This is a genomic window from Caproicibacterium amylolyticum, from assembly GCF_014467055.1.
GTDB lineage: Bacteria > Bacillota > Clostridia > Oscillospirales > Acutalibacteraceae > Caproicibacterium > Caproicibacterium amylolyticum.
This window is the reverse complement of the sequence record NZ_CP060696.1, coordinates 1-25,431: the sequence shown is the minus strand read 5'-3', so window position 1 is coordinate 25,431 and position 25,431 is coordinate 1. Positions and strand designations below refer to the sequence as shown.

Below are 25,431 nucleotides of genomic sequence, written 5' to 3'. Positions count from 1 at the left end.
TTCTATTTTACTTTTTGGAAGAAGCCGTGCTGCTTGCTGCAGAACTTGCCGCAGCAGATGCTGTCTTGCTTGCAGTGGAGCTGGAAGGTACGGTGTAGAACAGGTCTGCTGTGAACTTTTTCAGCACATCGTTGTTCCAAGTAACGCCCTTATAAGCTTTTGCTTCCGCTTCAATGTCTTTCAGAAATTCTTCACCCTTCTGTGCGTAAAGGAGTTTGAAGCGATTATCGCTGTCTTTCAAATAGGAAGTGGTTTTCTTTGTAATGTCGTTCTTTGTTACCAATACATAATAGTAAGAGGAAACCTCCAGCAAGCGGGTTTCGCCGTTCTTCATTTCCTTGACTGCCTTGATCATATCGGCGGGCAGGGAAGAAGAAGCTGTTGTAGAACTGAGGTCTTCGGTTACATTCTGGTAATTATCGGTTGCACCATGTGCTTTCGCATAAGCCGCGCTGGCTTCTTTTACAGTCAGCTTACCGGACTGTACCTGTGCAAGGTAGGTGTCCAACTCCTTTTTCAGCGCTGCTTTTTCCGCATCGGTCATTGCGGTGGACGCACTGGAAGTGGAGGAACTTGCCGCCGCGGAGGAAGCCGCACTGCTGGCAGCAGATGAGGCCGCAGAGCTTGCGGCGGAAGAAGCACTGCTGGAAGAGGTCTGCTTTTCCAGCGGCACATAGGTATAGTCCATATCTGAGTAATTCTTTTCAAAGTAGGACTGGAGGTCACTTTCAGAAACCGCCTTGGTGCCGCCCTTATCGTAGGTTCCCTGGAACACCTTGCGCAGCTTATAGGTATAATCTGCGTACGCTGTTTTAAAGGAAGTTTCCGAAACATTTTTATCCGCCAGAATATTAGAGAACTGCTGTGCCCATGCATTGTCGGCAGTCTGCTTGATCTGGGTATTTTCCTCGGAAGTAAAGGAAAGCTTCATAGACTTCATCTTGTCGTCCAGCAAGAACAACTCGTTTGTCAGCACTTTGGCACGCTCGTTGACCCAAGTCATGGCGTCTTTGCTGTCAATTTTCGCTTTCTTCATGTCGGCTTCGGTTGTTTTGCTCTGTGCCTCGCTGTAGGCGTTGTACAACTCATAGATATAGGCACCGGCCGGCAGGGTCGTACTGCTGGTTTTCGCACACCAGGACTCGTCCCCGCCGATTGTGCAGCCAGCGGCGGCACCGGCAACCAGCGCACAGGCAAGTACACCAGCTGTGAATTTTTTCAATTTCATTTTCGTATACACACTCCGATTTTTTGTTTTCTGTCAGGCAGAAATGCCGTAAAGTACAAAATAACGCTTATAAAAGGAATTATACTACACAGATGAAGATTTGTCCATTTCTTTTCGACCGCCGGCGGCGGTACTGCCGCCCTGTTTCTGGCCGGTCTGCAAAAGCTCTTTGAGCAAAGCCAGCACATCTTCTCCCGGCTGCAGGTGCAGACTGATGTAGGGGCGGCCGCCGGCGTTGACCAGCACACGCTGTGGATACAGCGCCGTAAGGCGGGAAATCCACTTCATGTTCAGCTTCTCCTGGTACAGTATCAGCTGTCCCTGCTGCTGTTTTACTTCTGTCAGGCCGCACAGACCCGCCATGTTTCGCAGAAGCGCGATCTGGATAAGCCCCTCCACACTTTTTGGCGGGTCACCGTAGCGGTCGATTAGTTCATCTGTAACATCCAATGCATCTTCGTCGCTGCGAATATCTGCAATGCGGCGGTACATCTCAATGCGGCTGTTGCCATCACTGATATAGTTTTCGGGGATATGTGCCTGCAGCTGCAGGTCCATCAGGCATTCTTCACCCTGCTGCGGCGCCACGCCTTTTTCGGCGGCAATCGCATCACCCAGCAGTTTCAGGTACATATCATAGCCAACTGCCTCCATATGACCGTGCTGTTCTCCGCCAAGAATATTGCCCGCACCGCGGATTTCCAAATCACGCATGGCAATCTTGAAGCCGGAACCGAACTCGGTAAACTCCCGGATAGCGGCAAGACGCTTCTGCGCAATTTCCGAAAGCACCTTGTTCGGTGTAAACGTAAAGTACGCATAGGCACGCCGCGTACTGCGCCCCACGCGCCCGCGTATCTGGTGCAGCTGGGAAAGCCCCAGCCGGTCGGCGTTGTCGATAATCAGCGTATTGGCATTCGGCACATCCACACCGGTTTCGATGATGGTGGTACACACCAGCACGTCAATCTCGTGGTCAATCAGCTGCCGCCAGACTTCGGAAAGCTCCTGTTCGCTCATTTTTCCGTGACCGATACCAATGCGTGCCTCCGGCACACGGGCTTTCAGGCGCCCGGCTGCTTGGGTAATGGAGGCGACATCATTGTGCAGCCAATAGACCTGCCCGCCGCGGCGCAGTTCCCGCCGAACCGCGTCCGCTAAAATGCCCTCGTCGTGCTCAATGACATAAGTCTGCACGGGGTGACGGTCATGCGGCGCTTCCTCCAACACACTCATATCGCGGATACCGGACATTGCCATGTTGAGCGTCCGGGGAATCGGCGTTGCCGACAGCGTCAGCACATCCACATTGGTACACAGATTTTTTAATTTTTCCTTTTGTGCTACACCAAAGCGCTGCTCCTCGTCAATAACGACCAGACCAAGGTCGCGGAACCTTACGTCTTTGCTGACCAAGCGGTGTGTGCCAATGACCATATCTACTTCGCCGCGCTTGAGCCGCTTGATGATTTCCTCCTGCTGCTTCGGTGTACGGAAACGGGAAAGCAGCTCGATTTTGACCGGGAAACCCTCCATACGGCGCAGCACCGTCTGGTAATGCTGCCATGCCAGAATGGTAGTCGGCACCAGCAGCGCACACTGTTTGCTGTCACATATACACTTAAAACCGGCGCGCAGGGCAACTTCTGTTTTGCCAAAACCAACGTCGCCGCACAGCAGGCGGTCCATAGGGGCTTCCCGCTCCATATCTGCCTTGATTTCTTCTATGCAGCGCAGCTGATCATCTGTTTCATCAAACTCGAAGCGGCTTTCAAAGTCGCGCTGCATTTCATTGTCCGCCGAAAAGGCGTGTCCTTTGGCGTGCATCCGCGCGGCGTACAGCTTGATAAGCTCCTTTGCCATATCCTGCACGGCATGTTTGACGTGGTTTTTTGTTTTCTGCCACTCGGTGCCGCCCAGCTTGTGCAGGCGGACATTTGCGTCTTCCCGCGGACCGATGTAGCGGCTGACCAAATCCAGCTGTGTGACCGGCACATATAGTGTGTCACCTTTGGCATACTGAATTTTAATATAGTCCTTTACGATACCGTGAGTGTCCAGCTTGTGGATTCCCTCATAGATGCCGATGCCGTGGCTTTCGTGCACCACATAATCGCCCGGCTCCAGTTCCGCAAGGGAACTGACCGGCCGGCTGTTTTTACCGCGCTTGGACTTGCGGTGCTTGCCGCTCTGCAGCAGCTTGCCGTGGGTAATCAGGCCGAAAAAGGAGCCCGGCCACTCCGCACCCGCTGTCAGGGAACCGGGCAGCACCGCCACTGCACCGCGTGCAATTTCTTCCGCATCTTCCGCGTAAAAAGCACCGATTCCCGCTGCCTGTAAATCCGCAACGGTTGTGCGGGCACTGCGTTCATTGCCCGCCAGCACCGCGCACGCCCACTTGTTGTGCAGCATTGCGGAAAGATCCTCTGCCAAAAGCTGAGTGGAACCGCCCCAGACGGAAAGCTGCCGCGCAGAAAAATTCAGCAGCAGTTTAGTTGGGATTTCATAGCTGCCGCGCGCAAAGGTGTCCAGAAAGACGGTGCCGCGCTTTTCAAAAAGCGAAAGCGCGTCCGGCCACGTGAAGCTGTAGGTGTCCAGATGCTTGCAGAGGGTGCCATCCGCAAGGTACTCTTTAACATCCTCATTCCAGTGGAACTGCGAAGTGCGCATTTTTTCCTTGACGTTGACAAGCTCACTGACAAACAGCAGGTCGTTTTCAGAGCAGTAGTCCAGCAGACAGGCAGGATTCTCATAAAGGATCGGCAGAAATTTGTCCATACATGCAAGATGAATGTTTTGCTCCAGCATATCCGCCTGTTCCTGTAAAACAGGGCGCGAAACCGGCGCGTTTTTGCCGCGCAGGGAGGAAGCTATTTTGCGGATACGCTCCGCAAGGGCTGTGGTGTCCTCCGCCAGCGCTTCCGCAGCGGGGGAGATACACACGCTGTCACAGGCATCCGTGCGCCGCTGTGTCTGCGGGTCAAAGTAAGAAAGGGTGTCCACTTCATCGCCCCAGAATTCCAAGCGGACCGGAGCACTGCTCTCCGGCGGAAATAAATCCAGAATTCCGCCGCGGCGCGCAAACTGACCGGGGCCCTCTACCTGCACAGCATGTTCATACCCACAGCGCAGCAGCAGAATTTCCACACTTTCCGGTGCCAGTGTATCGCCGGAAGCAATCCGCTGTGTGCGTTCACGCAGTACTTGCGGCGGCACCGTATACTGCAAAGCACCGTCAATACAGCAAACCACCGCGTCACATTCGCCGGCCTGCAGCCGCGCCAATACCTGCAGTCGCTGCCGCTCATAATCATGGGAGGAAGCGGCTTCGCCCTTGCGCAGCGTCAGGTCGCGCATGGGGTAGTAAAGTGCACGCATTCCTTCGGCGGCAAGGTCGCTGACCATGCGGTTGGCTTCCGACTCCTCGCCGGCAATGACAAAAGCACGTTTGCCGGTGTGCACCCACAGGGCATAGATCATATTGGCCTTGTGGATACCGGAAAGCCCCGTCAGCGCTGCGGGCAGTTCATTCTGTTGTACCGCACCAAGCAAAGACTGGTATTCCCGCAGGCGCGAAAGTGCATTTGCGATAAATTTCATGGGTAACTCCTATGGCCGGGCGGCCGTGTGTAAAATCGAACTGTAAAAAAACACTTTCATCATTCATAGAAAAGCTTCAAATTTCCGAACACATAATTTTAATTCAGCACTGCAACGTGTTATAATATAAGAAATCGAAATAAAAGAGGGGCACTTTATGAAAGAAAAGTCAGCAGACCGTGGTTCGTTCACCAACCAAGTAGGATTTGTCATGGCAGCTGCAGGTTCTGCAGTCGGACTGGGAAATCTTTGGCGGTTTCCGTACCTTGCGGCAAAGTACGGCGGTGGAATTTTCCTGTTGGTCTACATCATTCTGGCGGTAACATTTGGCTTCAGCCTGATGGTAACAGAAACCGCCATTGGCAGAAAAACCGGCGTTTCCGCTATTGAAGCTTACGGAAAATTAAGCAAAAAATTCACATTTCTCGGCTATCTCACTTCCATTGTACCAATTATCATTCTGCCGTATTACTCGGTTATCGGCGGCTGGGTGTTCAAATATCTTTCTGTGTTTCTTTCCACCAGCCACACTGCTTCCGCACAGGATTCGTACTTTTCCTCCTATATTTCGCAGACAGGGGAACCGATTCTCTGGTTTCTGCTGTTTTTGGGAGTAACCGGCGCTGTGGTAATGCTCGGCGTAGAAAAAGGAATTGAAAAAGTAAGCCGTATTCTAATGCCGCTTCTGGTTGTGCTGACGGTTGGCATGGCGATTTACTCACTGACGCTTCCGCACGCTATGGACGGCGTAAAATATTACCTCATTCCGGATTTTTCACGCTTTTCCGCAAACACAGTTCTCGCCGCGCTGGGACAGCTCTTTTATTCTATGAGTCTTTCCATGGGCATTACCATTACCTACGGTTCCTACATGAGCAAAAAAGATGATATTGCAAAGGCTTCAACACAAGTAGATATATTTGACACCGGCATTGCACTGATGGCAGGGCTGATGATTATTCCGGCGGTCTTTTCCTTCTCAGGCGGCAGCGAAACACAGCTGCAGCAGGGGCCGGGGCTGATGTTCGTTATGCTGCCAAAGGTCTTTAACCACATGGGGATAGGCGGTGTGATTGCGGGCGCAGCTTTCTTCTTACTGGTATTGTTCGCCGCACTGACTTCCTCCATTGCACTGATGGAAACCGTAGTTTCCATTTTAAAGGACAAGCTGCACATCAGCCGTGTCAAAGCCTGCATCCTGACACTGGCCTTTTCGGCGCTGCTGGGGGTCCTTTCCTCACTGGGCTTCGGCGTGCTTTCCGGAGTAAAACCGCTTGGCTTTGATTTTCTTGACTTCTTCGATTTTATCAGCAACAGCGTGTTGATGCCGGTTGTGGCATTCCTGACTTGCCTGTGTGTTGGCTGGTTTATCGGCACAAAAGTCATCGATGATGAAGTCACGCTCAGTTCCGAGTTCCGCCGCCAGAAGCTCTGCGACGTTATGATTCGCTGGATTGCGCCAATCTGCATTATTGCGATTTTGGTTTCCAGCGTACTGAACGCACTCGGCATTATCAATCTATAATTTGAAACACTTTTACTGCCCGCGAAACCCGCGGGCAGTTTTTTGCTCTATTTTACGTTGTACTGATTCATTGCTTCGTCCACTTTTCCATTTACCAGCAGTTCAGCAGCTTGGGCGGCGTGACCGGTACTTTCCTGCATGAGTTTGGCATCTGCCGCTGAAAAATGGCTTAACACCCAATCCGCAAGGTCCCACTCAGGATTTGGTTTGGCACCAATACCGATTTTGACCCGCGGAAACTGGTCGCTTCCTGCAAGATAAATGATATTTTTCATGCCGTTGTGCCCGCCGTCACTTCCTTTGCGGCGGATGCGCAGGTGGCCGCAGGGCAGGGAAATGTCATCAAAAAAGACAATCACGCGCTCCGGCGGTACTTTGTAAAACTGCATCGCCTCAGTCACACTCTGACCGGAAAGGTTCATAAACGTGGCGGGTTTTAAGAGCAGCACTTTTTTGCCGCCGACCTCTGCCTTCGCACACTGTCCCTTAAACTTGAGCCGGTCGATTTTTACACCGGCTTTTTCGGCGATGCAGTCCAGTGCCATAAAGCCGGTGTTGTGGCGGGTGCCTTCATACTGGGTACCCGGATTGCCCAACCCGACCAGAATCCACTCCACCGCGCCGGCAGATGTCTGTTTTTCTGAAAAAAGCATAATTGCATACCTCAACACAAAAGGGGCTGCCGCAGTCAACGGCGTCCTGTTTCGACGCCTTGCGGCAACCCTTTTATTATTTTTTGATTTTTTGCGTCCCAAAAGCCGTAAAGCTATAAGCGGTCAGTTGAACATGGGGGAAACCGGCTTGTCTTCATAGATACGCTCAATGGCTTCCGCAAAGGTAGGAGCAATCGGCAGCATGGTAATCTTGTCAATCTGTTTTTCCTTCGGCAGCGGAATGGTATCCAGCATCACAACTTCATCCAGAACGGAGTCCTGAATGCGCTCGATTGCCGGGCCGGAAAGCACGCCGTGAGTCGCGCAGGCGGTGACAGAAACAGCACCGTGCTCCATCAGCGCAGTCGCCGCGTTGCACAGAGTGCCCGCGGTATCAATCATATCATCCACCAGAATGACCTTTTTGCCCTCAACAGAGCCAATGATGTTCATGACTTCACAGACGTTAGCACGCGGACGGCGTTTGTCAACAATCGCCATCGGAGTGCCAATGCGCTCTGCAAAATCACGGGCACGGGTAACAGAGCCCAAGTCTGGGGAAACGACAATATACTTATCTACGTCATCGCCTACGCGCTCCTTCATGAAAGAAGCCAGCAGCGGTGCGCCGCGCAGATGGTCCACCGGAATGTTGAAGAAACCCTGAATCTGCGCCGCATGCAGATCCATGGTAAGTACACGGTCGGCACCCGCTGTGGTAATCAGATCTGCGCACAGCTTGGCGCTGATCGGATCGCGTGCCTTGGCCTTGCGGTCCTGGCGGGCATAGCCGAAGTGCGGGATAACTGCCGTAATGCGGGCAGCAGAAGCGCGCTTCATCGCGTCCATCATGATGAGCAGTTCCATCAGGTTGTCATTCACCGGCGAGCAGGTGGACTGCACAATGAAACAGTCGGAACCGCGCACAGATTCCTGCAGTGAAACAGAGATTTCACCATTGCTGAAGGTTGTAACGTTGCTTTTGCCCATCGGCAGACCAAGACATTCGCTGATCTGTCTTGCAACGTCCGGGTTTGCGTTCGCAGCAAAAATTTTGATGTCCTTGCCGTGAAAATTCATTTCTTTTCCCCCTGTTTTGTTACAATCATTTGTCGTTTCCTCTGGTACTTTTTCCTGTCGGAAGTGTAATGATACATTCTGCATCAAAGCCGCCGCAAAATGCATTCCGGCCGGCCGAAAAAAGCACCTGCTGGTTATATCGGTGCAAAGGGAGAAAGCCCCCTGCACACAAGCAGGGTGCCTCAAAATCGAGGCACCCTGTCGCTGGCTGGTTATTGATATATGGTATAAGGCTTTACAGAATCCGTTTTTGCAATTTTACGATTATAAACTTGCACGGAGTTCAGTGACACACCATCTGAAACAACTGCATTGTTCAAAACGGTATTGGGTCCAATGGTGCAGCTCTCCCCAATTTGAGTAGAGCCTTGCAGGATTGAGCCCGGAAAAATGCATGAATATTGTCCAATGGTTACGTCCGGCCCAATCAGGACACCGTCTGTGCACGGAATAGAGATGCCTGCGTCCCGGTGCTTCTGCAGCACGCGCTGCCGTGCAATGTCATTCAGTTCTGCAAGCTGGCTGCAGTCATTGGCACCCAACACGGCGGCAGAATCTTCCGCAATGCAGGCACTGGCACGTTTGCCGCGGTCCAGAAGCAGCTTAATGGCATCTGTCAGATAATACTCACCCTGTGCGTTGTCACTTGTGATGCAGGAAAGAATGTCAAGCAGGTCATTTACACAAAACCAATAGGAACCGGAATTGATCTCCTGAATCTTTTGCACTTCGCTGTCAGCATCCTTTTGCTCCACGATTCCTTTGAGCAGGTCGGTCTGTGCATCGCGTACAATGCGGCCATAGCCAAAGGGATTCTCCACCTTTGCGGAAATCACAGTCGCTGCATTGCCGCTTGCTGTGTGCTGCTTGAGAGCAGCGTCAATCGTTTCCGAGGACATGAACGGTGCGTCACCGTTAAGCACCAACACGTGGCCGCCGCGGTGTGCCTCCAAAAAAGCACGTGCCATCATCACAGCATGACCGGTGCCGCGGCGTTCCTGCTGCAGGACGCACGAAACCGGACGCTCTGCAAAAGCGCCTGTGTTGAGTTCGGAAAGGTACGCCTCCACCTGCTCGTGGCGGTGTCCTGCCACACAGCAGATATCTCCGATAGAAGATGCCTGCACCGCGTCCAGCACCCAGCGAAGCATTGGCTTAAAAAGCACCTCACTGAGCACTTTGGGACGGTTGGACTTCATGCGTTTGCCTTCCCCGGCGGCAAGCACAACAGCACAGTACTGTTTCGGCATTCTGACTGACCCCCCGCTTTTTGGTAAGAACTCTGCGTATAAACACAATTCGTGACAATACTAAGTATACGTACTTCCGCGCTGGAATGCAATACCCTTGTTAAGAAAAACACAAGCCCGGCTTCCCGCCGCAGCTGATTTTTTAAAAAAATTACTGCCCAGCCGCAGGAAAGTACATTTTCATCTGGAATTCTGCACTTATATTTGTTATAATATTCGTGGAACAGCTCCCACGGGGGCTTTTTCGCGTATTATTTTGTTTTCTTTTTGTTTTCCATCCTGAAGTTTCAAAATTTGGGAATCAGAAAAATTTATCTAGGAGGATCAACCAATGAGCCGTAAGTACCTTTACTACTTCACCGAGGGCAGCGAAAACTTTGGTGGCAACATGACCACGATGAAGAACACGCTGGGCGGCAAGGGCGCCGGTCTGGCAGAAATGACTGCTGCCGGCATGCCGGTTCCGCAGGGCTTCACCATTACTACAGATGCCTGCACCCAGTATTACACAGATGGCCGTCAGATCAACGATGATATTCAGAAAGACATCTTCGAGCACATGAAGGGTCTGGAGAAAATCACCGGCAAAACTTTCGGCGACATCAACAACCCGCTGCTGGTTTCCGTGCGTTCTGGCGCACGTCAGTCCATGCCGGGCATGATGGACACTATCCTGAACCTCGGCCTGAACGACGAGTCTGTTGAAGGCCTGGCGAAAAAGACCGGAAACGCGCGCTTTGCTTACGACAGCTACCGCCGTTTCGTTCAGATGTTTGCCGACGTTGTCATGGGCGTTTCCAAGAGCCTGTTTGAAGACGAAATCGACAAGATGAAGGCTGAAAAGGGCGTTAAGAACGACATCGACCTGACAGCAGACGACCTCAAAAAGCTGGTCGTCATCTTCAAGAAGATTTATGAAGACAACGAGCATAAGCCTTTCCCGCAGGACCCGAAGGAGCAGCTGATTGAAGCTGTTAAGGCTGTTTTCCGCAGCTGGGACAACCCGCGTGCAAACGTTTACCGCAAGATGAACGAAATCCCCTACGAATGGGGCACTGCTGTTAACGTACAGCAGATGGCATTCGGCAACTCCGGCGACAACTCCGGCACAGGCGTTGCGTTTACCCGCAACCCGGCAACCGGCGAGAAGAAGCTGTTTGGTGAGTACCTGATCAACGCACAGGGCGAAGACGTTGTGGCTGGTGTCCGTACACCGTCCCCGATCAGCCATCTGCAGGATCAGATGCCGGAAGTTTACAAAGAGTTCACCCAGATTGCCACCAATCTGGAGAACCACTTCAAAGATATGCAGGACATGGAGTTCACCATTGAGGACGGACACCTGTATATGCTGCAGACCCGTAACGGCAAGCGTACCGCTAACGCGGCTCTGAAAATTGCCTGTGACCTGGTTGACGAGGGTATGATTGACGAAGAAGAAGCAGTTCTGCGCGTTGAGCCGCATCAGCTGGACTCTCTGCTGCACCCGCAGTTCGACCCCGAAGCACTGGAAAAAGCTGAGGTTGTCGGTAAGGGTCTGGCAGCTTCTCCGGGCGCTGCCTGCGGCAAGGTTGTATTCTCTGCTGAGGATGCAAAAGAGTGGAAGAAGAACGGCGAAAAGGTTGTTCTGGTTCGTCTTGAAACTTCCCCGGAAGACATCGAAGGCATGCAGTCCGCTGAAGGCATCCTGACTGTCCGCGGCGGCATGACCAGCCACGCAGCTGTTGTTGCGCGCGGCATGGGCACCTGCTGTGTTTCCGGTTGCGGTGAAATTGTTGTTAACTACGACAAAAAAGAGTTCACCCTTGCAGGCAAGACCTACAAAGAGGGCAACTATATCTCCATCGACGGCAGCACCGGCAACATCTACGGTGAAGCTATCCCGACTGTTCCGGCTTCCATTTCCGGCGACTTCGGCCGCTACATGGGCTGGGCAGACAAGGTTCGCCGCCTGAAGGTTTACACCAACGCTGATACACCGCGTGATGCAAAGCAGGCAAGCGACTTTGGTGCAGAGGGCATTGGCCTCTGCCGTACAGAGCACATGTTCTTTGAGGGCAGCCGCATTAAGGCAATGCGTGAAATGATCGTTGCCGAAAATGTAGAGGACCGCAAGAAGGCTCTGGCTAAGATTCTGCCGTATCAGCAGGGCGACTTTGAAGGACTGTTTGAAACCATGGGCGAGCGCCCGGTCACCATTCGCTTCCTCGACCCGCCGCTGCATGAGTTCCTGCCGACAAAGGAAAATGACATCAAGGAGCTGGCTGATGACCTGAACGTCACCGTTGCAAAGCTGAAAGACGTCATTGCTTCCCTGCACGAGTTCAACCCAATGATGGGTCACCGTGGCTGCCGTCTGACTGTCACCTATCCGGAAATTGCTGAGATGCAGACAACCGCTGTCATCAACGCTGCCATCAATGTGTCTAAGAAGATTGGCAAGAAGATCGTACCGCAGATCATGATTCCGCTGGTGGGCGAAGTCAAGGAACTGAAGTATGTGAAGGATGTCGTTGTTAAGACCGCTGATGAAATCATTAAGAAGGCCGGCATCGATATGAAGTACGAAGTCGGTACCATGATTGAGATTCCGCGTGCGGCTCTGACTGCCGGCAAGATTGCTAAAGAAGCTGACTTCTTCTGCTATGGCACCAACGACCTGACCCAGATGACATTCGGCTTCAGCCGTGATGACGCTGGCAAGTTCCTCGATTCCTACTACGAGACCAAGATTTACGAATCTGACCCGTTTGTGCATCTGGATCCCGATGGTGTTGGCCGTCTGGTCAAGCTGAGCGCAACCGAGGGCAAGGCTGCCAACCCGGCACTGCACCTTGGCATCTGCGGCGAACACGGCGGCGATCCGTCGTCTGTCGAGTTCTGCCACAACGTTGGCCTTGACTATGTTTCCTGCTCTCCGTTCCGCGTGCCGATTGCACGTCTGGCTGCTGCGCAGGCTGCTGTTAAGGAAAAGCGCGCAAACGCAAAAAAATAATTCTTTTCCTATAGAATTTTTGAAAGCTGTCGGCTGTAAAAAGCTGGCAGCTTTCTTTTTGTATGCTCAAAGTACGGGTTCTGTACTTTTTCCTGTATTTTTGTTATAATACTTTTTGAAAAAACAGGAGGGAATCAATAATGGCAGAATCGTTGTATGACATCCGTAAACTAAAAATCACAAAATGGACTGGGTTGATTTTACAAATTGTTCTGGTGGCATTGATCTTTGTACCGGCCGCTGTGATGTCAGACAGCGGTGCACCTGTCAATTCTCTGCAAATGGGTATCCTATATCTGCACCATGGTGGGCTGCTGCACATTGTGGGGGGCGGTCTATACTGTGCACTGCTGTTTGCGATTCCGGTAGCAATCTGGCTGGTTACTCTTCTGCGCAAGCCCCGCATGAACTACGGTATTTGTGTCGCTCTCAGTGCACTGGAAGCAGTCTCCTCATCCTGCTTTTACACAATGGCGCTGCACAGAATGAATTCCATTTTTACAATGAATTTTTTACGTTATGTGGTGGTGGTACTGGAGCTTGTTTCAATGTTTGTTTACATTCACGCTTACTTTCAGGCGTGGCAGGACAGTAATTGACAATCCGCTGGATTTTGCGGTATAATAAAACGCAGTACGGCAAATGTCTTCGTAGCTCAGTTGGATAGAGCGACCGCCTCCTAAGCGGTAGGCCGGCGGTTCGAATCCGCCCGAGGACACCAAAGCAAAAAGCCTCTGCAAATGATTTTAAAGTCATTTGCAGAGGCTTTCTTTTTTATTAAATTAGGTTATCCCGCACCAGCTGCGCCGCACGCAGAATCAGCACCTGCGTTTTTGCGTCGTGGATTTCGCCGCGCTCGACTAATGCAACTGCTTCTGCCAGCGGCACACGGTCCACTTCCAGAAACTCACCGTCATCCAGCTGCTGACTGCCCTCTTCGGTAATGCGGCAGGCGTACAGATACAGCTTTTCATTCGTGTAACCAGGGGAGGGGTACATGACAGACAGCGGAATATACGAATCCGCCACAGTGCCGGTTTCCTCTTTCTGCTCCCGTTTGCAGGCGGTCAACGGGTCCTCACCGGGGTCAAGTTTACCGGCGGGAGTTTCTACAACCACCTCACCGTAAGGATAACGAAACTGACGCACCAACAAAATTTCGTCCTGCTGGGTCAGCGCCGCCACACTGACACCACCCGGATGGTCAACACACTCGCGGGTAGAGGTCCGGCCATCCTCCAGCTGTACCTTATCCACATGCATCTGCAGAATACGCCCATGGTGTACAAAATTCTGTTTCAGCGTCTTTTCGGTCAGTTCCATGGTACCAGTCCTTTACCTGTCATTTATCTGTAAATGAAAAATTGGGGTCATATTTGTACAACTCAAAGTACAGCTGCTGCGCACGGCTGCGATAAAACTGCATCGTCTTATTGGCAACTGCCAATGCAGCACCTGTACCATCGGAAGCAACAGATTCCTTGAGTTTCTGCAAAGCATCTGCCTTGCCATTTACCCACTCTGTCTGCTCATTCTTGAGCGCGGCATCATTTCCGCTTACCGTCATCAGGCGCTCATAAGCAGAAGCAACCTCATTCTGCCACTTATCCGCGTAATCGCTGTAAAGTTGCAGAATTTTCTTGTTGGTGTCTGCTTCGTCACTGGCGGTTTTGAAAGCTTTGTCAAGGGGATTGGCGCTCCATTTTTTATTAAATGCGGGATCGCTGCTCGGGGAAGAAGACACAGCACCGCTTTCCGGTACAGCTGTGATAGCGCCGCTCTTAGAAACCGTTTTTTCCGCAGTGGAAGCAGCTTCATTGGAAGAAGAATCCACCGCGCTTGAAGCCGCTGCGGACACGTCCGAAGCTGTACTTTCCACAGCACTGCTAACCTGCGAAGCTGCAGAAGAAACTGCAGCGGTGCTCTGTTTGTTTCCACAACCAGCCGTGGCAAGCAGCAGACATGCACTCAGAAAAAGGGCAGATGCTTTTTTAGGATTAAACATCCTCGTTGTCCTCCGTTGTGTCTGCCGTTTCCTCAGCACCCTCGTCCGGGTCGCCGTCATTTTCCGGCAGTTCCTCCGTTGTTTCTTCCTCTTCATGTTCTGTACGAGCAAGAGTAATGACTTTATCCGCTCCGGTCAGGCGCATAACTTTAACACCTTTGCTCGGGCGGGCACAGATGCGAATGGAATCCGCGGAAATACGAATCAGAATGCCGCCCTCAGAAATCAAAATGATATCATCCGTCAGGTCAACAACTTTAATCGCCGCCACACAGCCGTACTTGTCCACATGATAGTTCAGCAGACCCTTGCCGCCGCGGTTCTGAATGCGGTAATCCTCTATTGGAGAAAGACGGCCGTAGCCGGTTTCACTGACGGTCAGCACACGGCCACCCTCACGCAGGATGCTCATACCGACAACATAGTCGCTTTCTTTTAGCGTAATTGCCTTTACGCCGCGCGCCACACGACCCATAGGCCGCACGTCATTTTCGTTAAAGCGGATTGCCATGCCGAGATGTGTTGCAACCAGCAGTTCATCATCACCGCTGGTCAAACGTACCCAGCACAGCTCATCGCCGTCATCCAAATCCAGAGCGATAACGCCGCCTTTGCGGGCAGTGTTATACGCAGAAAGCACGGTACGCTTAATGATACCGTTACGGGTAACCATGCACAGGTAGCTTTCTTCATCAAACTCCGGCACACGAATCATGGAAGTAACCTTTTCACCCTGTGCAATCGGCAGGAGATTTGCAATGTTGATGCCCTTGCTGGTACGGCTGCCCTCCGGCACTTCATAACACTTCAAACGATACACACGGCCAAAGTTCGTAAAGAACAGCACGTAATCGTGGCTGCCGCAGATGAACATTTCGCTGGTGCAGTCCTCCTCGCGGCGGGTCATGGCGCTGATGCCGCGGCCGCCGCGGTTCTGGGTGTGGTAGGTATCGGCAGCCAGACGCTTCACATAGCCGAAGTTTGTAAGGGTCAGCACGCATTCCTCTTTGGGAATGAGATCTTCAATATCTACTTCGCCGGAGATTGCGGCGATTTCCGTACGCCGTTCATCTTGGAATTTCTTTTTGACATTCATCGAATCTTCCTTGATGATAGCCAGCACACGTTCCTCATGCGCCAGAATGTCGCGCAGGTCGGTCACCTTGGCTTCTATCGCTGCCAGCTCATCTTCCAACTTTTTACGTTCCAAACCAGTCAGAGCGCCCAGCGGCATCTGCACGATTGCCTGCGTCTGGATATCATCCAGACCAAAGCGCTCGGTCATGCGGGCACGCGCCGTTGCGCGGTCCTTACTGGAACGAATAATCGAAATGATCTCATCGATGTTATCGACGGCAATTTTCAAGCCTTCCAGAATGTGTGCGCGTGCCAACGCCTTTTCAAGGTCAAACTTGGTGCGCCGGGTAATGACATCTTTCTGGAAATCAACGTAGTACTCCAGAATCTGCTTCAAATTCAGCAGTTTCGGTTCACCGCTGTAAGTGTCGTGTGCGCCAACAATGGCAAGCATGTTGACACTGAACGTTGTCTGCAGCTGGGTATATGTGTAGAGCTGATTCAGCACGATCTGTGGGGAAGCGTCACGCTTTACGGAAATCAGGATATGCATGCCGTTGCGGTCGGAGTGATCTTCAATATTGGAGATACCTTCAATGCGCTTATCCTTTACCAAATCGGCAATATTTTCAATCAAACGTGCTTTGTTAACCTGATACGGCAACTCGGTAACGACAATGCTGAAGCGGCCGTTCTTTTCCTCAACAATCTCTGCGCGGGCACGCACGGTAATGCGGCCTTTGCCGGTCGCGTAAGCGGCGCGGATGCCCGCCCGGCCCATAATAATGCCTGCGGTCGGGAAATCCGGACCTTTGATGTACTGCATCAGGCCATCCATATCGATATCCGGATTGTCAATCAGCGCACAGACACCATCCACAACTTCACCAAGGTTATGAGGCGGAATGTTCGTCGCCATACCGACTGCAATACCGGTGGAACCATTTACCAAAAGGTTGGGAAAATGGCTGGGAAGCACTTTGGGTTCTTTGCGGCTGTCGTCAAAATTCGGGCCGAAATCCACTGTCTGCTTGTCGATATCCTGCAGCATTTCAACTGCGAGCTTACTCATGCGGGACTCTGTGTAACGATAAGCAGCCGGCGGGTCGCCGTCCACAGAACCGAAGTTGCCGTGGCCGTCAACCAACATATAGCGCATGGAAAAGTCCTGTGCCAGACGAACCAGCGCATCATAAACCGAAGCATCGCCATGCGGATGGTACCGGCCGAGCACATCGCCGACGGTAGTTGCGCACTTTTTGTACGGTTTGTCCGGTGTAATGCCATCCTCATACATTGCGTACAAAATGCGGCGGTGCACCGGCTTTAAGCCATCGCGCACATCCGGCAGAGCACGCTGTACAATAACAGACATGGAGTAGGCCATGAAAGATTTCTGTACTTCTTCCTCAAGGTCTACATCAATGATTTTTCCGTTGTTTTCGTTTTGAATTTCATCCATAAAGGAATATCCTCCTGGCGGCAGGCTGAGCCTGCACGTACTTGCTGAAGCTCAAGATAACTGCCCACACTTCTTTGATAATCTGCGCCAAATAACGCAAGGCTTCTATCGCACTGTTTTTTGAGGCCGCTCACATTAAAAAGTTCCGGTCCTGCAAAGGCAGCCAACACCCGCGTGCGTTGTTTGTTTTGGGACAGCACTGTGTATGTCCTGAATTTTTCGTTATTTTTTGTGAATCTACGAAAGTTTCGCATGTGTTCCGGAACGAAGAATGGCCTCTACATCCGCCAAAACGCCCGGCTCCACACTGCGAAGCGGTAAAATAAGCAAAGAGCCGCCTATGTACTCGCGGTCAAAATGAATGAGCGCAAGTCCCTTGTAAAACTCACAGGCAATCGTCCCATCCAGCGGAAATTCCACCATTTTGCCGGAGTGTTCACCCTCAATCATATCCGGGTAAATTTTCAGTGTGTATTCGCCGTGGTCGTTCGCTCTTTTCGCGTGCTTTCGGATAGAAAACCACGGAAGCACTAATACCACGATTCCCGCCGCACAAAGCAAAATGCCGGAAGCAAGTGAGCCGAAGGCAGGCTGCATACCGTAAAGGACAAAGCTGACTATAGAACATACAAAGGCCGCCACAGCTAATACCAGCAGAAGAGTCCGGCGCTTGGGCGTCATGCCGGCGTGAACAAAAGCGCGGCACACCTCATCATCTGTTAGACGATAGCTGATTTTTATCGCTGTTTTGGTTTCTTCGTATTCCTCCGCATCCTCATCCGCCACCATCTCGGCTTCACTGCCGTCCCATCGGATGCTGTCGCCGTCATCCTCCTGTGTTTCCGGTTCAGGAGGCTGTATCGTTTCTTCCTCGGTTTTTCTGTTGCTCATTCTTTCGTAAACTCCTTTTTCTGGTTGTTACTTGGCAGCTGCCGTTGAGGCACTGTCAGACTTATACAGATACTATTATATCAGATTTTTAAGAAAATGAAAATACCTGCTGACAGCCGGAACGGAGTTACAAACTTTAGACGTCCAAATTTTCGGCATACTTTGCGTTTTCCTCAATGTACTGCCGGCGCGGCTCAACTTTGTCGCCCATCAGCACCGTAAAGGCGGAATCCGCAGCTGCGGCATCCTCAACGGTAACACGGCGCATGATACGCGTTTCCGGATTCATGGTCGTTTCCCAAAGCTGCTCCGGGTCCATTTCACCCAGACCTTTGTAGCGCTGCATATCGGTCTGTCCAAGCTCTGTCATGAGTTTTTCACGTTCTTCATCCGAATAGGCGTAGTAGTGCTGCTGGTTTTTTGTCAGGCGGTACAGCGGCGGCTGTGCAAGGTAAATGTGACCTTCCTCCACCAGCTGCTGCATAAAACGATAGAAAAAGGTCAGCAGCAAAATGCGGATGTGGGAGCCGTCAACATCAGCATCCGCCATGATAATAATGCGGCCGTAGCGCAATTTTGAAATATCGAATTCTTCACCGATGCCCGTACCCAGTGCAGTAACGACCGGCATCAGCTTTTCATTGCCGTACACTTTATCCAAACGTGCTTTTTCCACGTTGAGCATTTTGCCCCACAGGGGGAGGATGGCCTGAAACTTCCGGTCACGGCCCATCTTTGCGGAACCTCCTGCGGAGTCACCTTCCACGATGTAAATTTCGGTTTCATCGGGGTCGCGGCTCTGGCAGTCTGCGAGCTTGCCCGGCAGGCTCGCATTTTCCAATACAGACTTGCGGCGCACAAGGTCGCGTGCCTTGCGGGCAGCAGCACGAGCGCGAGAAGCAGCCAGTGCTTTTTCAAAAATTGCCTTTGCAACCGCCGGATGTTCCTCGAGATAAGTAGAAAGCTTGTCGCCAACTACAGAATTGACCAGTGTACCGACTTCTGTATTACCCAGTTTTGCCTTCGTCTGGCTCTCAAACTGTGCATCCTTGATTTTAACGCTGATAATGACCGTCAAACCCTCACGTACATCTTCGCCGCTCAGATTTTCATCGCTGTCTTTCAAAATATTGTGCTGGTGGGCGTAGCTGTTCATCACACGTGTCAGTGCACGCTTAAAGCCCTCAACGTGCGTACCACCATCTGTGGTATGAACGTCATTAGCAAAAGAGAGCAGCATTTCGTTGTAGGAATCTGTGTACTGCATCGCAATTTCTGCGTTGGAATTTCCATCCTCAGCCAAAGCGGAAAAATGAATGATATCGGGATGTACCGGCTCTTTTTCCTTGTTGATGAACTCAACAAAGCTGGAGATGCCGCCCTCGTAGCAGTAGCGGTTGGTGACAATATTTTCCGGGTCACGCTCATCCGCCAGGACAATATTGATGCCGGCATTCAGGAAAGCCTGCTCCCGCAGACGTTTCTGCAGAATGTCATATTTATAGACAGTAGTATCCCGGAAAATCTCAGGGTCAGCCTGAAAACGCACATTCGTGCCGGTCTGTCCGGGCTGTGCGTCCTCAATAATTTTCAGTTCATTTACTACCTTGCCGCGCTCAAAGCGCTGAAAATAGACCTTGCCCTCGTGCACGACCTTGACTTCCAGCCACTCGGAAAGGGCATTTACAACAGAAGCACCCACACCGTGCAGGCCGCTGGAAACTTTGTATCCGCCGCCGCCGAACTTGCCGCCGGCATGCAGAACGGTATAAACAACTGTGACAGCAGGAAGACCGGTTTTGTGTTCCACACCAACCGGAATACCGCGGCCATTGTCCGTTACATTGATGATGTCTCCCGGCTCGATTTTTACATCGATCTGGTTGCAGAAACCCGCCAGTGCCTCATCCACAGCATTGTCAACGATTTCGTACACCAGATGGTGCAAACCGCGTTCACCGGTGGAGCCAATGTACATGCCGGGGCGCTTGCGCACTGCCTCCAGACCCTCAAGGACCTGAATCTGGTCTGCATCATATTCTTCATTTGCCTGTGTTACCTGATTGATATCCAAAGCTGTACCTCCTGCAGGGAACCTTTTGCAGACAGGACAAAACCCTTCTGCCTTGAACAGATTCCCGGTCTATTCTTCATACACCATTTTCTTAATCTATCAGCCGGTTTCTTCTGCATCTCCGGCTTTTTCAAACACCACCGTGCTGCCGCGAAAGCCCCAGAGCAATGCCGCACATACTGCTGTAATGAGCCACACCGCAGCAAGCGGTACGCCCAGCAGCAAAAAACCAAAGTCCAACACGCAGAGCAGCGCCGCCAGGAGCAGCACTGCTCCAACGCGCTTTCCGCTGTATTTTACTGTAATCGGCCGGCCACATAAAGGGCAGCACTGCTGCCGCTGTTTTATGGCTGTATTTTTTTCTTCTTGTGTAAAATGCGCGCCGCACCACGGGCAGAATGCATGTTCTTTATTCATGTCTGTCATCCCGCTTTGTGTGCAAGGGAGCGCGGTAAGCGCGGTAACTGCCGCCAGTCGGTTCCGCACCGGAACGCGGCCGGCTGTAAAACATCGGCTGTGCCTGCTCGCCCAAGTTCTCCTCAAACTGTTCCAGCGATTTTTTTAGGCCGAACCGCCCAACTTCCGAAGAAAGGTCATTCGGCTGCAGTGCCTGCGGCGGCACCGGACGCAGAACACCGGGCAGTTCATCTTCTCCCTGCATAGAATTCATTTGAATCGTCGGCTCTTCCATTCGAGGTGTTTCGCCGGTCTGCGGTTGAATCAACGACTGCCCAAAGGTAGAGGGAACGTAAACAGTCGGATCTTCCAGCCGGCGCCCGGGTACTCCGTACGGGCCGTCATTGACACCCCCGGTAACACTGTTTGGTACACGCCTCTCCATCCGCTTGCGCTTAATGACCGGTCGCTTCAATTCTACATAAAGGGGGGAAAGCACATAAAAAATCAGAAAGGGAGCCAGCACAATCAGCACCGCATACCAAGCGAAACGGCGAATTAAAAGTTCCTCAATGAGAAAAACCGCCGCCGCAGTCAGGACCATGCCGACCGCCAGCTTGTAAACTGCCGGGTTCAGCTCAATGTTGGAAACACCGCTGCATTTCGTACAACGATATTCGCCTTCGTTTTTCAGAGTAAATGCGAGCAGAGGATTCACTTTTTTCCCGCAGTATGGGCACCGCGGATATTGCAGTTTCTTCATCTCATCGGCTCCTGTTTTTCAATGTTTACATTTCGCAGTTCTTCCATAAACCCGGTTCGTTTCAGCAGGGTAGTGGAACTGATTTGGGTAATATAAACTTTTTCCCGGCCATACGGCGTGCTGCAAAGTACAAAACTTTTGGGCATTTCCATGGAAACATTCACAACACGCCCATCCTTTTCGCTTTTGGCAAGGTAGTCCCGCGTAGAAGACGAAAGGGTGGAGGTCTCCATGTCAAAGATACCCATAATGTCCTCGCTTCTTATCACGGTATCCTGACCCAGATGCAGATACATGGGGCTTTCTCCTTTCCGTTAAGCCGGATTTGGGCGTGCCGGACAGACACACCCGTTTTCTACACGATATAATCCGCCGCCGCGCAGACTTTGCGCTTGCTCCGGTTCACAGCAGGTGATGAACACCTGACAGTCAGATAAATGGTTCAGCAGGTAATCCTGACGGCTGCTGTCCAGCTCACTGAGTACATCATCCAGCAGGACCACCGGCTTTTCACCGGTGGTTTCCTCCAGCATGGCAGCCTCGGCAAGTTTAAGTGCAAGCACGATGCTGCGCTTCTGTCCCTGTGAGCCATAGGAGCGTGCAGAACTGCCGTCCAACAAAATTTCCATATCATCACGGTGCGGGCCGACGCCAGTAAAGCCCTGTCGTATATCACGCTCGCGCCCCTCCCGCAAAGCACCTGCAAGATCATCTGCAGTGCTGAGGTAGACAAGACCAAGCTGCTCTTTTCCGTGGCTGAGGCCATTGTACACCGCCGCCGCTGCGGTGGAAAGCCGTGTCAGATACTGTTTCCGGTGAGCAGCAATTTGTGTGCCATCCTGCACAATCCGTGCGTCCCAAATAGGAAGCGTGTCCGCAAGCTCACGGTGGCGGGGAATATCTTTAAGCAGAGCGTTGCGCTGTAAAAGCGTATGCTGATAGCGGTTCAGCAGACGAACATAGCCGGGCTTCAGCTGGCACAGCGCCGCATCCAAAAAGTTGCGGCGGTTTGCCGGGCCTTCCCGCACAAGTGAGATGTGCTCCGGCGAAAAAATGACCGCGCAGAAGTGCCCGACCAAACCATTGGAAGAACGCAGGTCAATCCCGTTGAGCTGCGCGTGACGCCGCCCTCCCTCAATGGTCAAAGAAGCACTTTGCTCCCGTTCCTCACTGTAAAAGCCAAGTTCCAGCTGCGTACCGGCGGCCTCATGCTGCACCAGTTCGCTGTCTTTGGCTCCGCGGAAGCTGTGTCCGCCGGTAAACAGCCACATTGCTTCCAGCAAATTCGTTTTCCCCTGCGCATTTTCGCCCCAGATCACATTCACACCAGACCGCGGCTCAAAACGGACTTCCCCTAAATTTCGGTAACTGCGGCAGGTAAGCGACAGGATTTTCACCCTGCCACCTCAAACGCACGGCCGGCATACTCCACCGTGTCACCGGGACGCAGCTTCTTGCCGCGCATTGTACACACCTCATCATTTACCTTGACCTCGCCGCCCTGCACTACAAATTTGGCACGGCCGCCGGTATCCACAGCTCCGGCCAACTTCAGCAGAGCATCCAGGCGAATGAATTCTGTGTCTATGGTTATGATTTCCCTTTTCATACCAATTTAATCCTTTTATTTAGAAATTTTTGTAATTTTATTTATTTTGCAAAAGAAAATTTTCACTTATGGCAGTGCTAATCAACATTATCCTGCGTCCTCGGACTTTAAGCGCACCGGAAGCACCAGAAACAAGAAGCTGTTTCCTTCCATCGGCAACACTTTCATTGGAGAAAGCGGACCGTTCAGTTCCACTTTCACTTGATCACCCTCCGCATTGCGCAGCGCGTCCAGCAAATAATGATTATTAAAGCCCATTTCTACCGAATTTCCCTCCAGCTTAGCCGGAAACTGGTCGCTTGCGCGGCCAATCGGTGTGTAGCTGGAAAGACGAATGGTATCCTCTTCAAAAATGCAGCGGATTGGGCTTTTCAGCCGGTCAGTAATCAGCAGGGAAACGCGCTCTACGCTGTCAATAAAATCACTGGTCTTTATGGTAACCGTGCTGCTGCTGTTCTGCGGAATTGCGGAGCGGTAATCCAGAAATTCACCCTCCAATAGCCGTGCAATTACAGTATAACTCCCAACTGTGAACAGAATATGCCGGCTGCCTACCTGAATGGCGCAGTTTTCATCATTTTCCGGCAGCAGTTTGCTGACTTCCTGCAGTGCTTTTCCGGGCACTACAAAAGAGAGTCCGTTTTCTTCACTGTTCACACGTTCTTCACGCAGAGCAAGACGGTAGCCGTCTACGCTGACCAAACGAATCTTTCCATCACCAATCTCAAACAGTGTTCCGGTATGGATCGGTTTTGCGTCACTTTCCGCAACTGCAAAAATGGTCTGATGAATCATATCCTTCAAAACACTGTTTGGAATCTGGATTCCACGTTCTCCGGAAATTTTCGGAAGTTCTGGGTATTCTTCCGCCGGAATGCCTACAATCGAAAAGTTACTCTGTCCGCTTTGAATGGTGGTCATGTTTTTGTCATCCGTTTCCAAGTGAACACGCTCGTCCGGCAAACGGCGAATAATGTCACCAAAAAGCTTTGCAGAAAGCACAACCGTACCGGTTTGCAGAACACTTGCCTCGATTTCGGTTGTCATACCCAGCATTTCCGCATCATAGCCACAGAGATAGATGCTGTTTTGCTTTGCCTTTAATAGAATTCCTTGCAATGCAGGAATGGAACTCTTAGAAGATACAGCTCGCTGCACATTTAATACAGCATCCAGAAGCTGCTGGCGGTCACAGGTTATTTTCATGGAAGAAGAGCCTCCGTTTACAAAGAGTATAATTTGAAAGGGATAAATTTAGAAATAGCAGTATAGTGCACGGAAAAGTGGAAAGTTGAAAAAAGCCCCGAAAGCAACTGCGTTTGCACGGAAAATATTTTTCACACAACGAGGTGAAAAATATGTGAATAAAAAGAAATGGGAAGAGAGTTTCAACGTTCTGTTGAAAACTCAGTGGGGAAAGTTGAAAACAAGTTGAAGAATATATGCAGCAGTATTCATCTTATTCATGCATAAATATACGCAAAAATGAATATTGAAAGGCATAAAAAATCACCGGTCTCGAATGTTCTTGATGATATCCTCAACGGTTGCGCGCATCTTCGGGTTCTTTTTAATATTCTTTTCGACCTGCTGAATGGCATAAACAACGGTGGAGTGATCACGTCCGCCGAATTCTGAGCCAATGCCGGTCATGGGCATTTGCGTAATTTCCCTTACAACATACATGGCTACCTGCCGCGCATTGCTGATATTTGCACTGCGTTTGGAGGAGCGGATATCTTCCGGGGAGGTACCGTAAGTGCGGCTGACTTCTTCAATGATTTTTTCAATCGTAACAGGAACAGGCTGGTCATTATTAATAATGTCGCTGATGGCCGCCTGTGCAGTGTTGATGTTCAGGGGATAGCCGTTGAGCAGATGGTAGGCTTTCATCTTTTTTACGGCGCCTTCCAACTGACGAATATTGTTCTTCAGGCGGTTTGCCATATACTCGGTGACGTTTTCGTCCAGCTGAATGCCCAGAAGCTCTGCTTTTCGTTTAATGATGGCAATACGGGTTTCAAAGTCCGGCGGCTGCACATCCGCGGTCAGACCCCACTCAAAACGGGTGAGCAGACGTTCCTCCAGTGTAGCAATATCCTTTGGTGGGCGGTCACTGGTCAGGACAATCTGTTTTTTCGCCTCATATAAGGTATTGAACGTATGGAAGAATTCTTCCTGTGTGGAATCCTTGCCGGCGATGAACTGAATATCATCGACCAGCAGTACGTCTGCATTGCGGTAGCGGTTGTGAAATTCAGCCGTGGTACCTTTCTGAATAGCACTAATCAGTTCGTTGGTGAATTCATCGCCTTTAATGTAGACGATGTCCATGTCCGGCGAATTCTTTTTGATTTCGTTGCAGATAGCGTACAGCAGGTGCGTTTTGCCAAGGCCGGAGTTGCCGTAGATGAACAGCGGGTTGTAAAGCTCGGCCGGTTTGGTGGCGACGGCCATGCTGGCGGCGTGGGCAAACTTGTTGCTGGGGCCGACGATGAAGGTGTCAAAGGTATACTCGTAGTCCTCGGCACTTGGTTTGTCCTCTACCGGTTTCTGCGGGGTTAGTTCATCGTCTGTGCGCAGGTCGATTTTGATGTCTGATGTACCGAAAATCTGCAGGAATGCTTCCTGAATCGTGTCCAGGTAGTAGTGCATAATCGTTTTGCGGTGAAAGTCGTTGGGGACTTTCAGCACTGCGGTTCCGCTGGTAAAATCTAAACTGACAGGTTCTATGCGGGAAATCCAGGTGGTATAGGCTACTTCTGTGATTTTGCTTTTGCAGTATTCGCAGACCAGCCCCCAGGCCTCTGTGAAGGAATCCAT

General features: G+C 51.4%; 21 protein-coding genes and 1 tRNA gene. 4 read left to right on the top strand and 18 right to left on the bottom strand.

The window, feature by feature from the left end; genetic code table 11:
* Positions 1 to 7 precede the first annotated feature (7 nt).
* Together H6X83_RS00110 and mfd are read right to left on the bottom strand one after the other, a co-directional pair.
* On the bottom strand, positions 8 to 1,228 hold the full coding sequence (locus H6X83_RS00110; RefSeq protein ID WP_212507178.1) for a hypothetical protein: 1,221 nt from the start codon (positions 1,226 to 1,228) through the stop codon (positions 8 to 10).
* A gap of 84 nt (positions 1,229 to 1,312) precedes the next feature.
* On the bottom strand, positions 1,313 to 4,828 hold the full coding sequence (gene mfd / locus H6X83_RS00105; RefSeq protein WP_212507177.1) for a transcription-repair coupling factor: 3,516 nt from the start codon (positions 4,826 to 4,828) through the stop codon (positions 1,313 to 1,315).
* Positions 4,829 to 4,985: 157 nt separating this feature from the next.
* Between mfd and H6X83_RS00100 the strand changes: the two genes are divergently transcribed.
* A complete protein-coding gene (locus H6X83_RS00100; RefSeq protein WP_212507176.1) occupies positions 4,986 to 6,353 on the top strand; it encodes a sodium-dependent transporter in 1,368 nt (455 codons plus the stop codon).
* 47 nt (positions 6,354 to 6,400) lie between these two features.
* Here the strand turns inward: H6X83_RS00100 and pth are convergent, their stop codons facing one another.
* The 3 genes from pth to H6X83_RS00085 all read right to left on the bottom strand — a co-directional run bounded on the left by pth (position 6,401) and on the right by H6X83_RS00085 (position 9,336).
* Positions 6,401 to 7,006 carry an aminoacyl-tRNA hydrolase gene (gene pth, locus H6X83_RS00095; RefSeq protein WP_212507175.1) on the bottom strand — a complete coding sequence of 202 codons (606 nt, stop codon included), beginning with the start codon at positions 7,004 to 7,006 and terminating at the stop codon, positions 6,401 to 6,403.
* A gap of 123 nt (positions 7,007 to 7,129) precedes the next feature.
* The gene (locus tag H6X83_RS00090; protein WP_212507174.1) at positions 7,130 to 8,086 is read right to left on the bottom strand and encodes a ribose-phosphate diphosphokinase; all 957 of its coding nucleotides are present in this window, start codon (positions 8,084 to 8,086) and stop codon (positions 7,130 to 7,132) included.
* A 212-nt stretch (positions 8,087 to 8,298) separates the two neighbouring features.
* Positions 8,299 to 9,336 carry a sugar phosphate nucleotidyltransferase gene (locus H6X83_RS00085; protein WP_212507173.1) on the bottom strand — a complete coding sequence of 346 codons (1,038 nt, stop codon included), beginning with the start codon at positions 9,334 to 9,336 and terminating at the stop codon, positions 8,299 to 8,301.
* A 331-nt stretch (positions 9,337 to 9,667) separates the two neighbouring features.
* Between H6X83_RS00085 and ppdK the strand changes: the two genes are divergently transcribed.
* The 3 genes from ppdK to H6X83_RS00070 all read left to right on the top strand — a co-directional run bounded on the left by ppdK (position 9,668) and on the right by H6X83_RS00070 (position 13,052).
* A complete protein-coding gene (gene ppdK, locus H6X83_RS00080) occupies positions 9,668 to 12,331 on the top strand; it encodes a pyruvate, phosphate dikinase (protein WP_212507172.1) in 2,664 nt (887 codons plus the stop codon).
* A gap of 140 nt (positions 12,332 to 12,471) precedes the next feature.
* Complete coding sequence (locus H6X83_RS00075) at positions 12,472 to 12,930, top strand: hypothetical protein (RefSeq protein ID WP_212507171.1); 459 nt, start codon at positions 12,472 to 12,474, stop codon at positions 12,928 to 12,930.
* Between the two features lie 45 nt (positions 12,931 to 12,975).
* Positions 12,976 to 13,052, top strand: a tRNA-Arg gene (locus H6X83_RS00070).
* 56 nt (positions 13,053 to 13,108) lie between these two features.
* On the opposite strand, the gene H6X83_RS00065 is transcribed toward H6X83_RS00070, so the two are convergent.
* The 13 genes from H6X83_RS00065 to dnaA all read right to left on the bottom strand — a co-directional run bounded on the left by H6X83_RS00065 (position 13,109) and on the right by dnaA (position 25,431).
* Positions 13,109 to 13,654: an NUDIX domain-containing protein gene (locus H6X83_RS00065; protein ID WP_212507170.1), complete on the bottom strand. Its 546-nt coding sequence runs from the start codon at positions 13,652 to 13,654 to the stop codon at positions 13,109 to 13,111.
* A 19-nt stretch (positions 13,655 to 13,673) separates the two neighbouring features.
* Positions 13,674 to 14,336, bottom strand: a complete 663-nt coding sequence (locus H6X83_RS00060; RefSeq protein WP_212507169.1) for a lysozyme inhibitor LprI family protein — start codon at positions 14,334 to 14,336, stop codon at positions 13,674 to 13,676.
* Positions 14,329 to 16,875: a DNA gyrase subunit A gene (gene gyrA / locus H6X83_RS00055; protein WP_281391019.1), complete on the bottom strand. Its 2,547-nt coding sequence runs from the start codon at positions 16,873 to 16,875 to the stop codon at positions 14,329 to 14,331. The genes H6X83_RS00060 and gyrA overlap by 8 nt, the downstream gene beginning before the upstream one ends.
* On the bottom strand, positions 16,830 to 17,075 hold the full coding sequence (locus H6X83_RS00050) for a hypothetical protein (RefSeq protein WP_212507168.1): 246 nt from the start codon (positions 17,073 to 17,075) through the stop codon (positions 16,830 to 16,832). Before H6X83_RS00050 ends, gyrA begins: the two co-directional genes overlap by 46 nt.
* Positions 17,076 to 17,112: 37 nt before the next feature.
* On the bottom strand, positions 17,113 to 17,766 hold the full coding sequence (locus H6X83_RS00045; RefSeq protein ID WP_212507167.1) for a hypothetical protein: 654 nt from the start codon (positions 17,764 to 17,766) through the stop codon (positions 17,113 to 17,115).
* Between the two features lie 136 nt (positions 17,767 to 17,902).
* Positions 17,903 to 19,840: a DNA topoisomerase (ATP-hydrolyzing) subunit B gene (gene gyrB / locus H6X83_RS00040; protein ID WP_212507166.1), complete on the bottom strand. Its 1,938-nt coding sequence runs from the start codon at positions 19,838 to 19,840 to the stop codon at positions 17,903 to 17,905.
* Between the two features lie 99 nt (positions 19,841 to 19,939).
* Positions 19,940 to 20,257, bottom strand: coding sequence for a hypothetical protein (locus H6X83_RS00035; protein WP_212507165.1), 318 nt, complete (start codon positions 20,255 to 20,257; stop codon positions 19,940 to 19,942).
* Positions 20,250 to 20,999 carry a single stranded DNA-binding domain-containing protein gene (locus tag H6X83_RS00030; RefSeq protein ID WP_212507164.1) on the bottom strand — a complete coding sequence of 250 codons (750 nt, stop codon included), beginning with the start codon at positions 20,997 to 20,999 and terminating at the stop codon, positions 20,250 to 20,252. Before H6X83_RS00030 ends, H6X83_RS00035 begins: the two co-directional genes overlap by 8 nt.
* Positions 20,996 to 21,295 carry an extracellular matrix regulator RemB gene (remB, locus tag H6X83_RS00025; protein ID WP_212507163.1) on the bottom strand — a complete coding sequence of 100 codons (300 nt, stop codon included), beginning with the start codon at positions 21,293 to 21,295 and terminating at the stop codon, positions 20,996 to 20,998. Before remB ends, H6X83_RS00030 begins: the two co-directional genes overlap by 4 nt.
* 18 nt (positions 21,296 to 21,313) lie before the next feature.
* On the bottom strand, positions 21,314 to 22,396 hold the full coding sequence (gene recF / locus H6X83_RS00020; RefSeq protein ID WP_212507162.1) for a DNA replication/repair protein RecF: 1,083 nt from the start codon (positions 22,394 to 22,396) through the stop codon (positions 21,314 to 21,316).
* Positions 22,393 to 22,608: an RNA-binding S4 domain-containing protein gene (locus H6X83_RS00015; RefSeq protein ID WP_212507161.1), complete on the bottom strand. Its 216-nt coding sequence runs from the start codon at positions 22,606 to 22,608 to the stop codon at positions 22,393 to 22,395. Before H6X83_RS00015 ends, recF begins: the two co-directional genes overlap by 4 nt.
* Before the next feature lie 87 nt (positions 22,609 to 22,695).
* Complete coding sequence (dnaN, locus tag H6X83_RS00010) at positions 22,696 to 23,814, bottom strand: DNA polymerase III subunit beta (protein WP_212507160.1); 1,119 nt, start codon at positions 23,812 to 23,814, stop codon at positions 22,696 to 22,698.
* Positions 23,815 to 24,117: 303 nt separating this feature from the next.
* Entirely contained in the window at positions 24,118 to 25,431 is a 1,314-nt protein-coding gene (dnaA, locus tag H6X83_RS00005) for a chromosomal replication initiator protein DnaA (RefSeq protein ID WP_212507159.1), read from the bottom strand.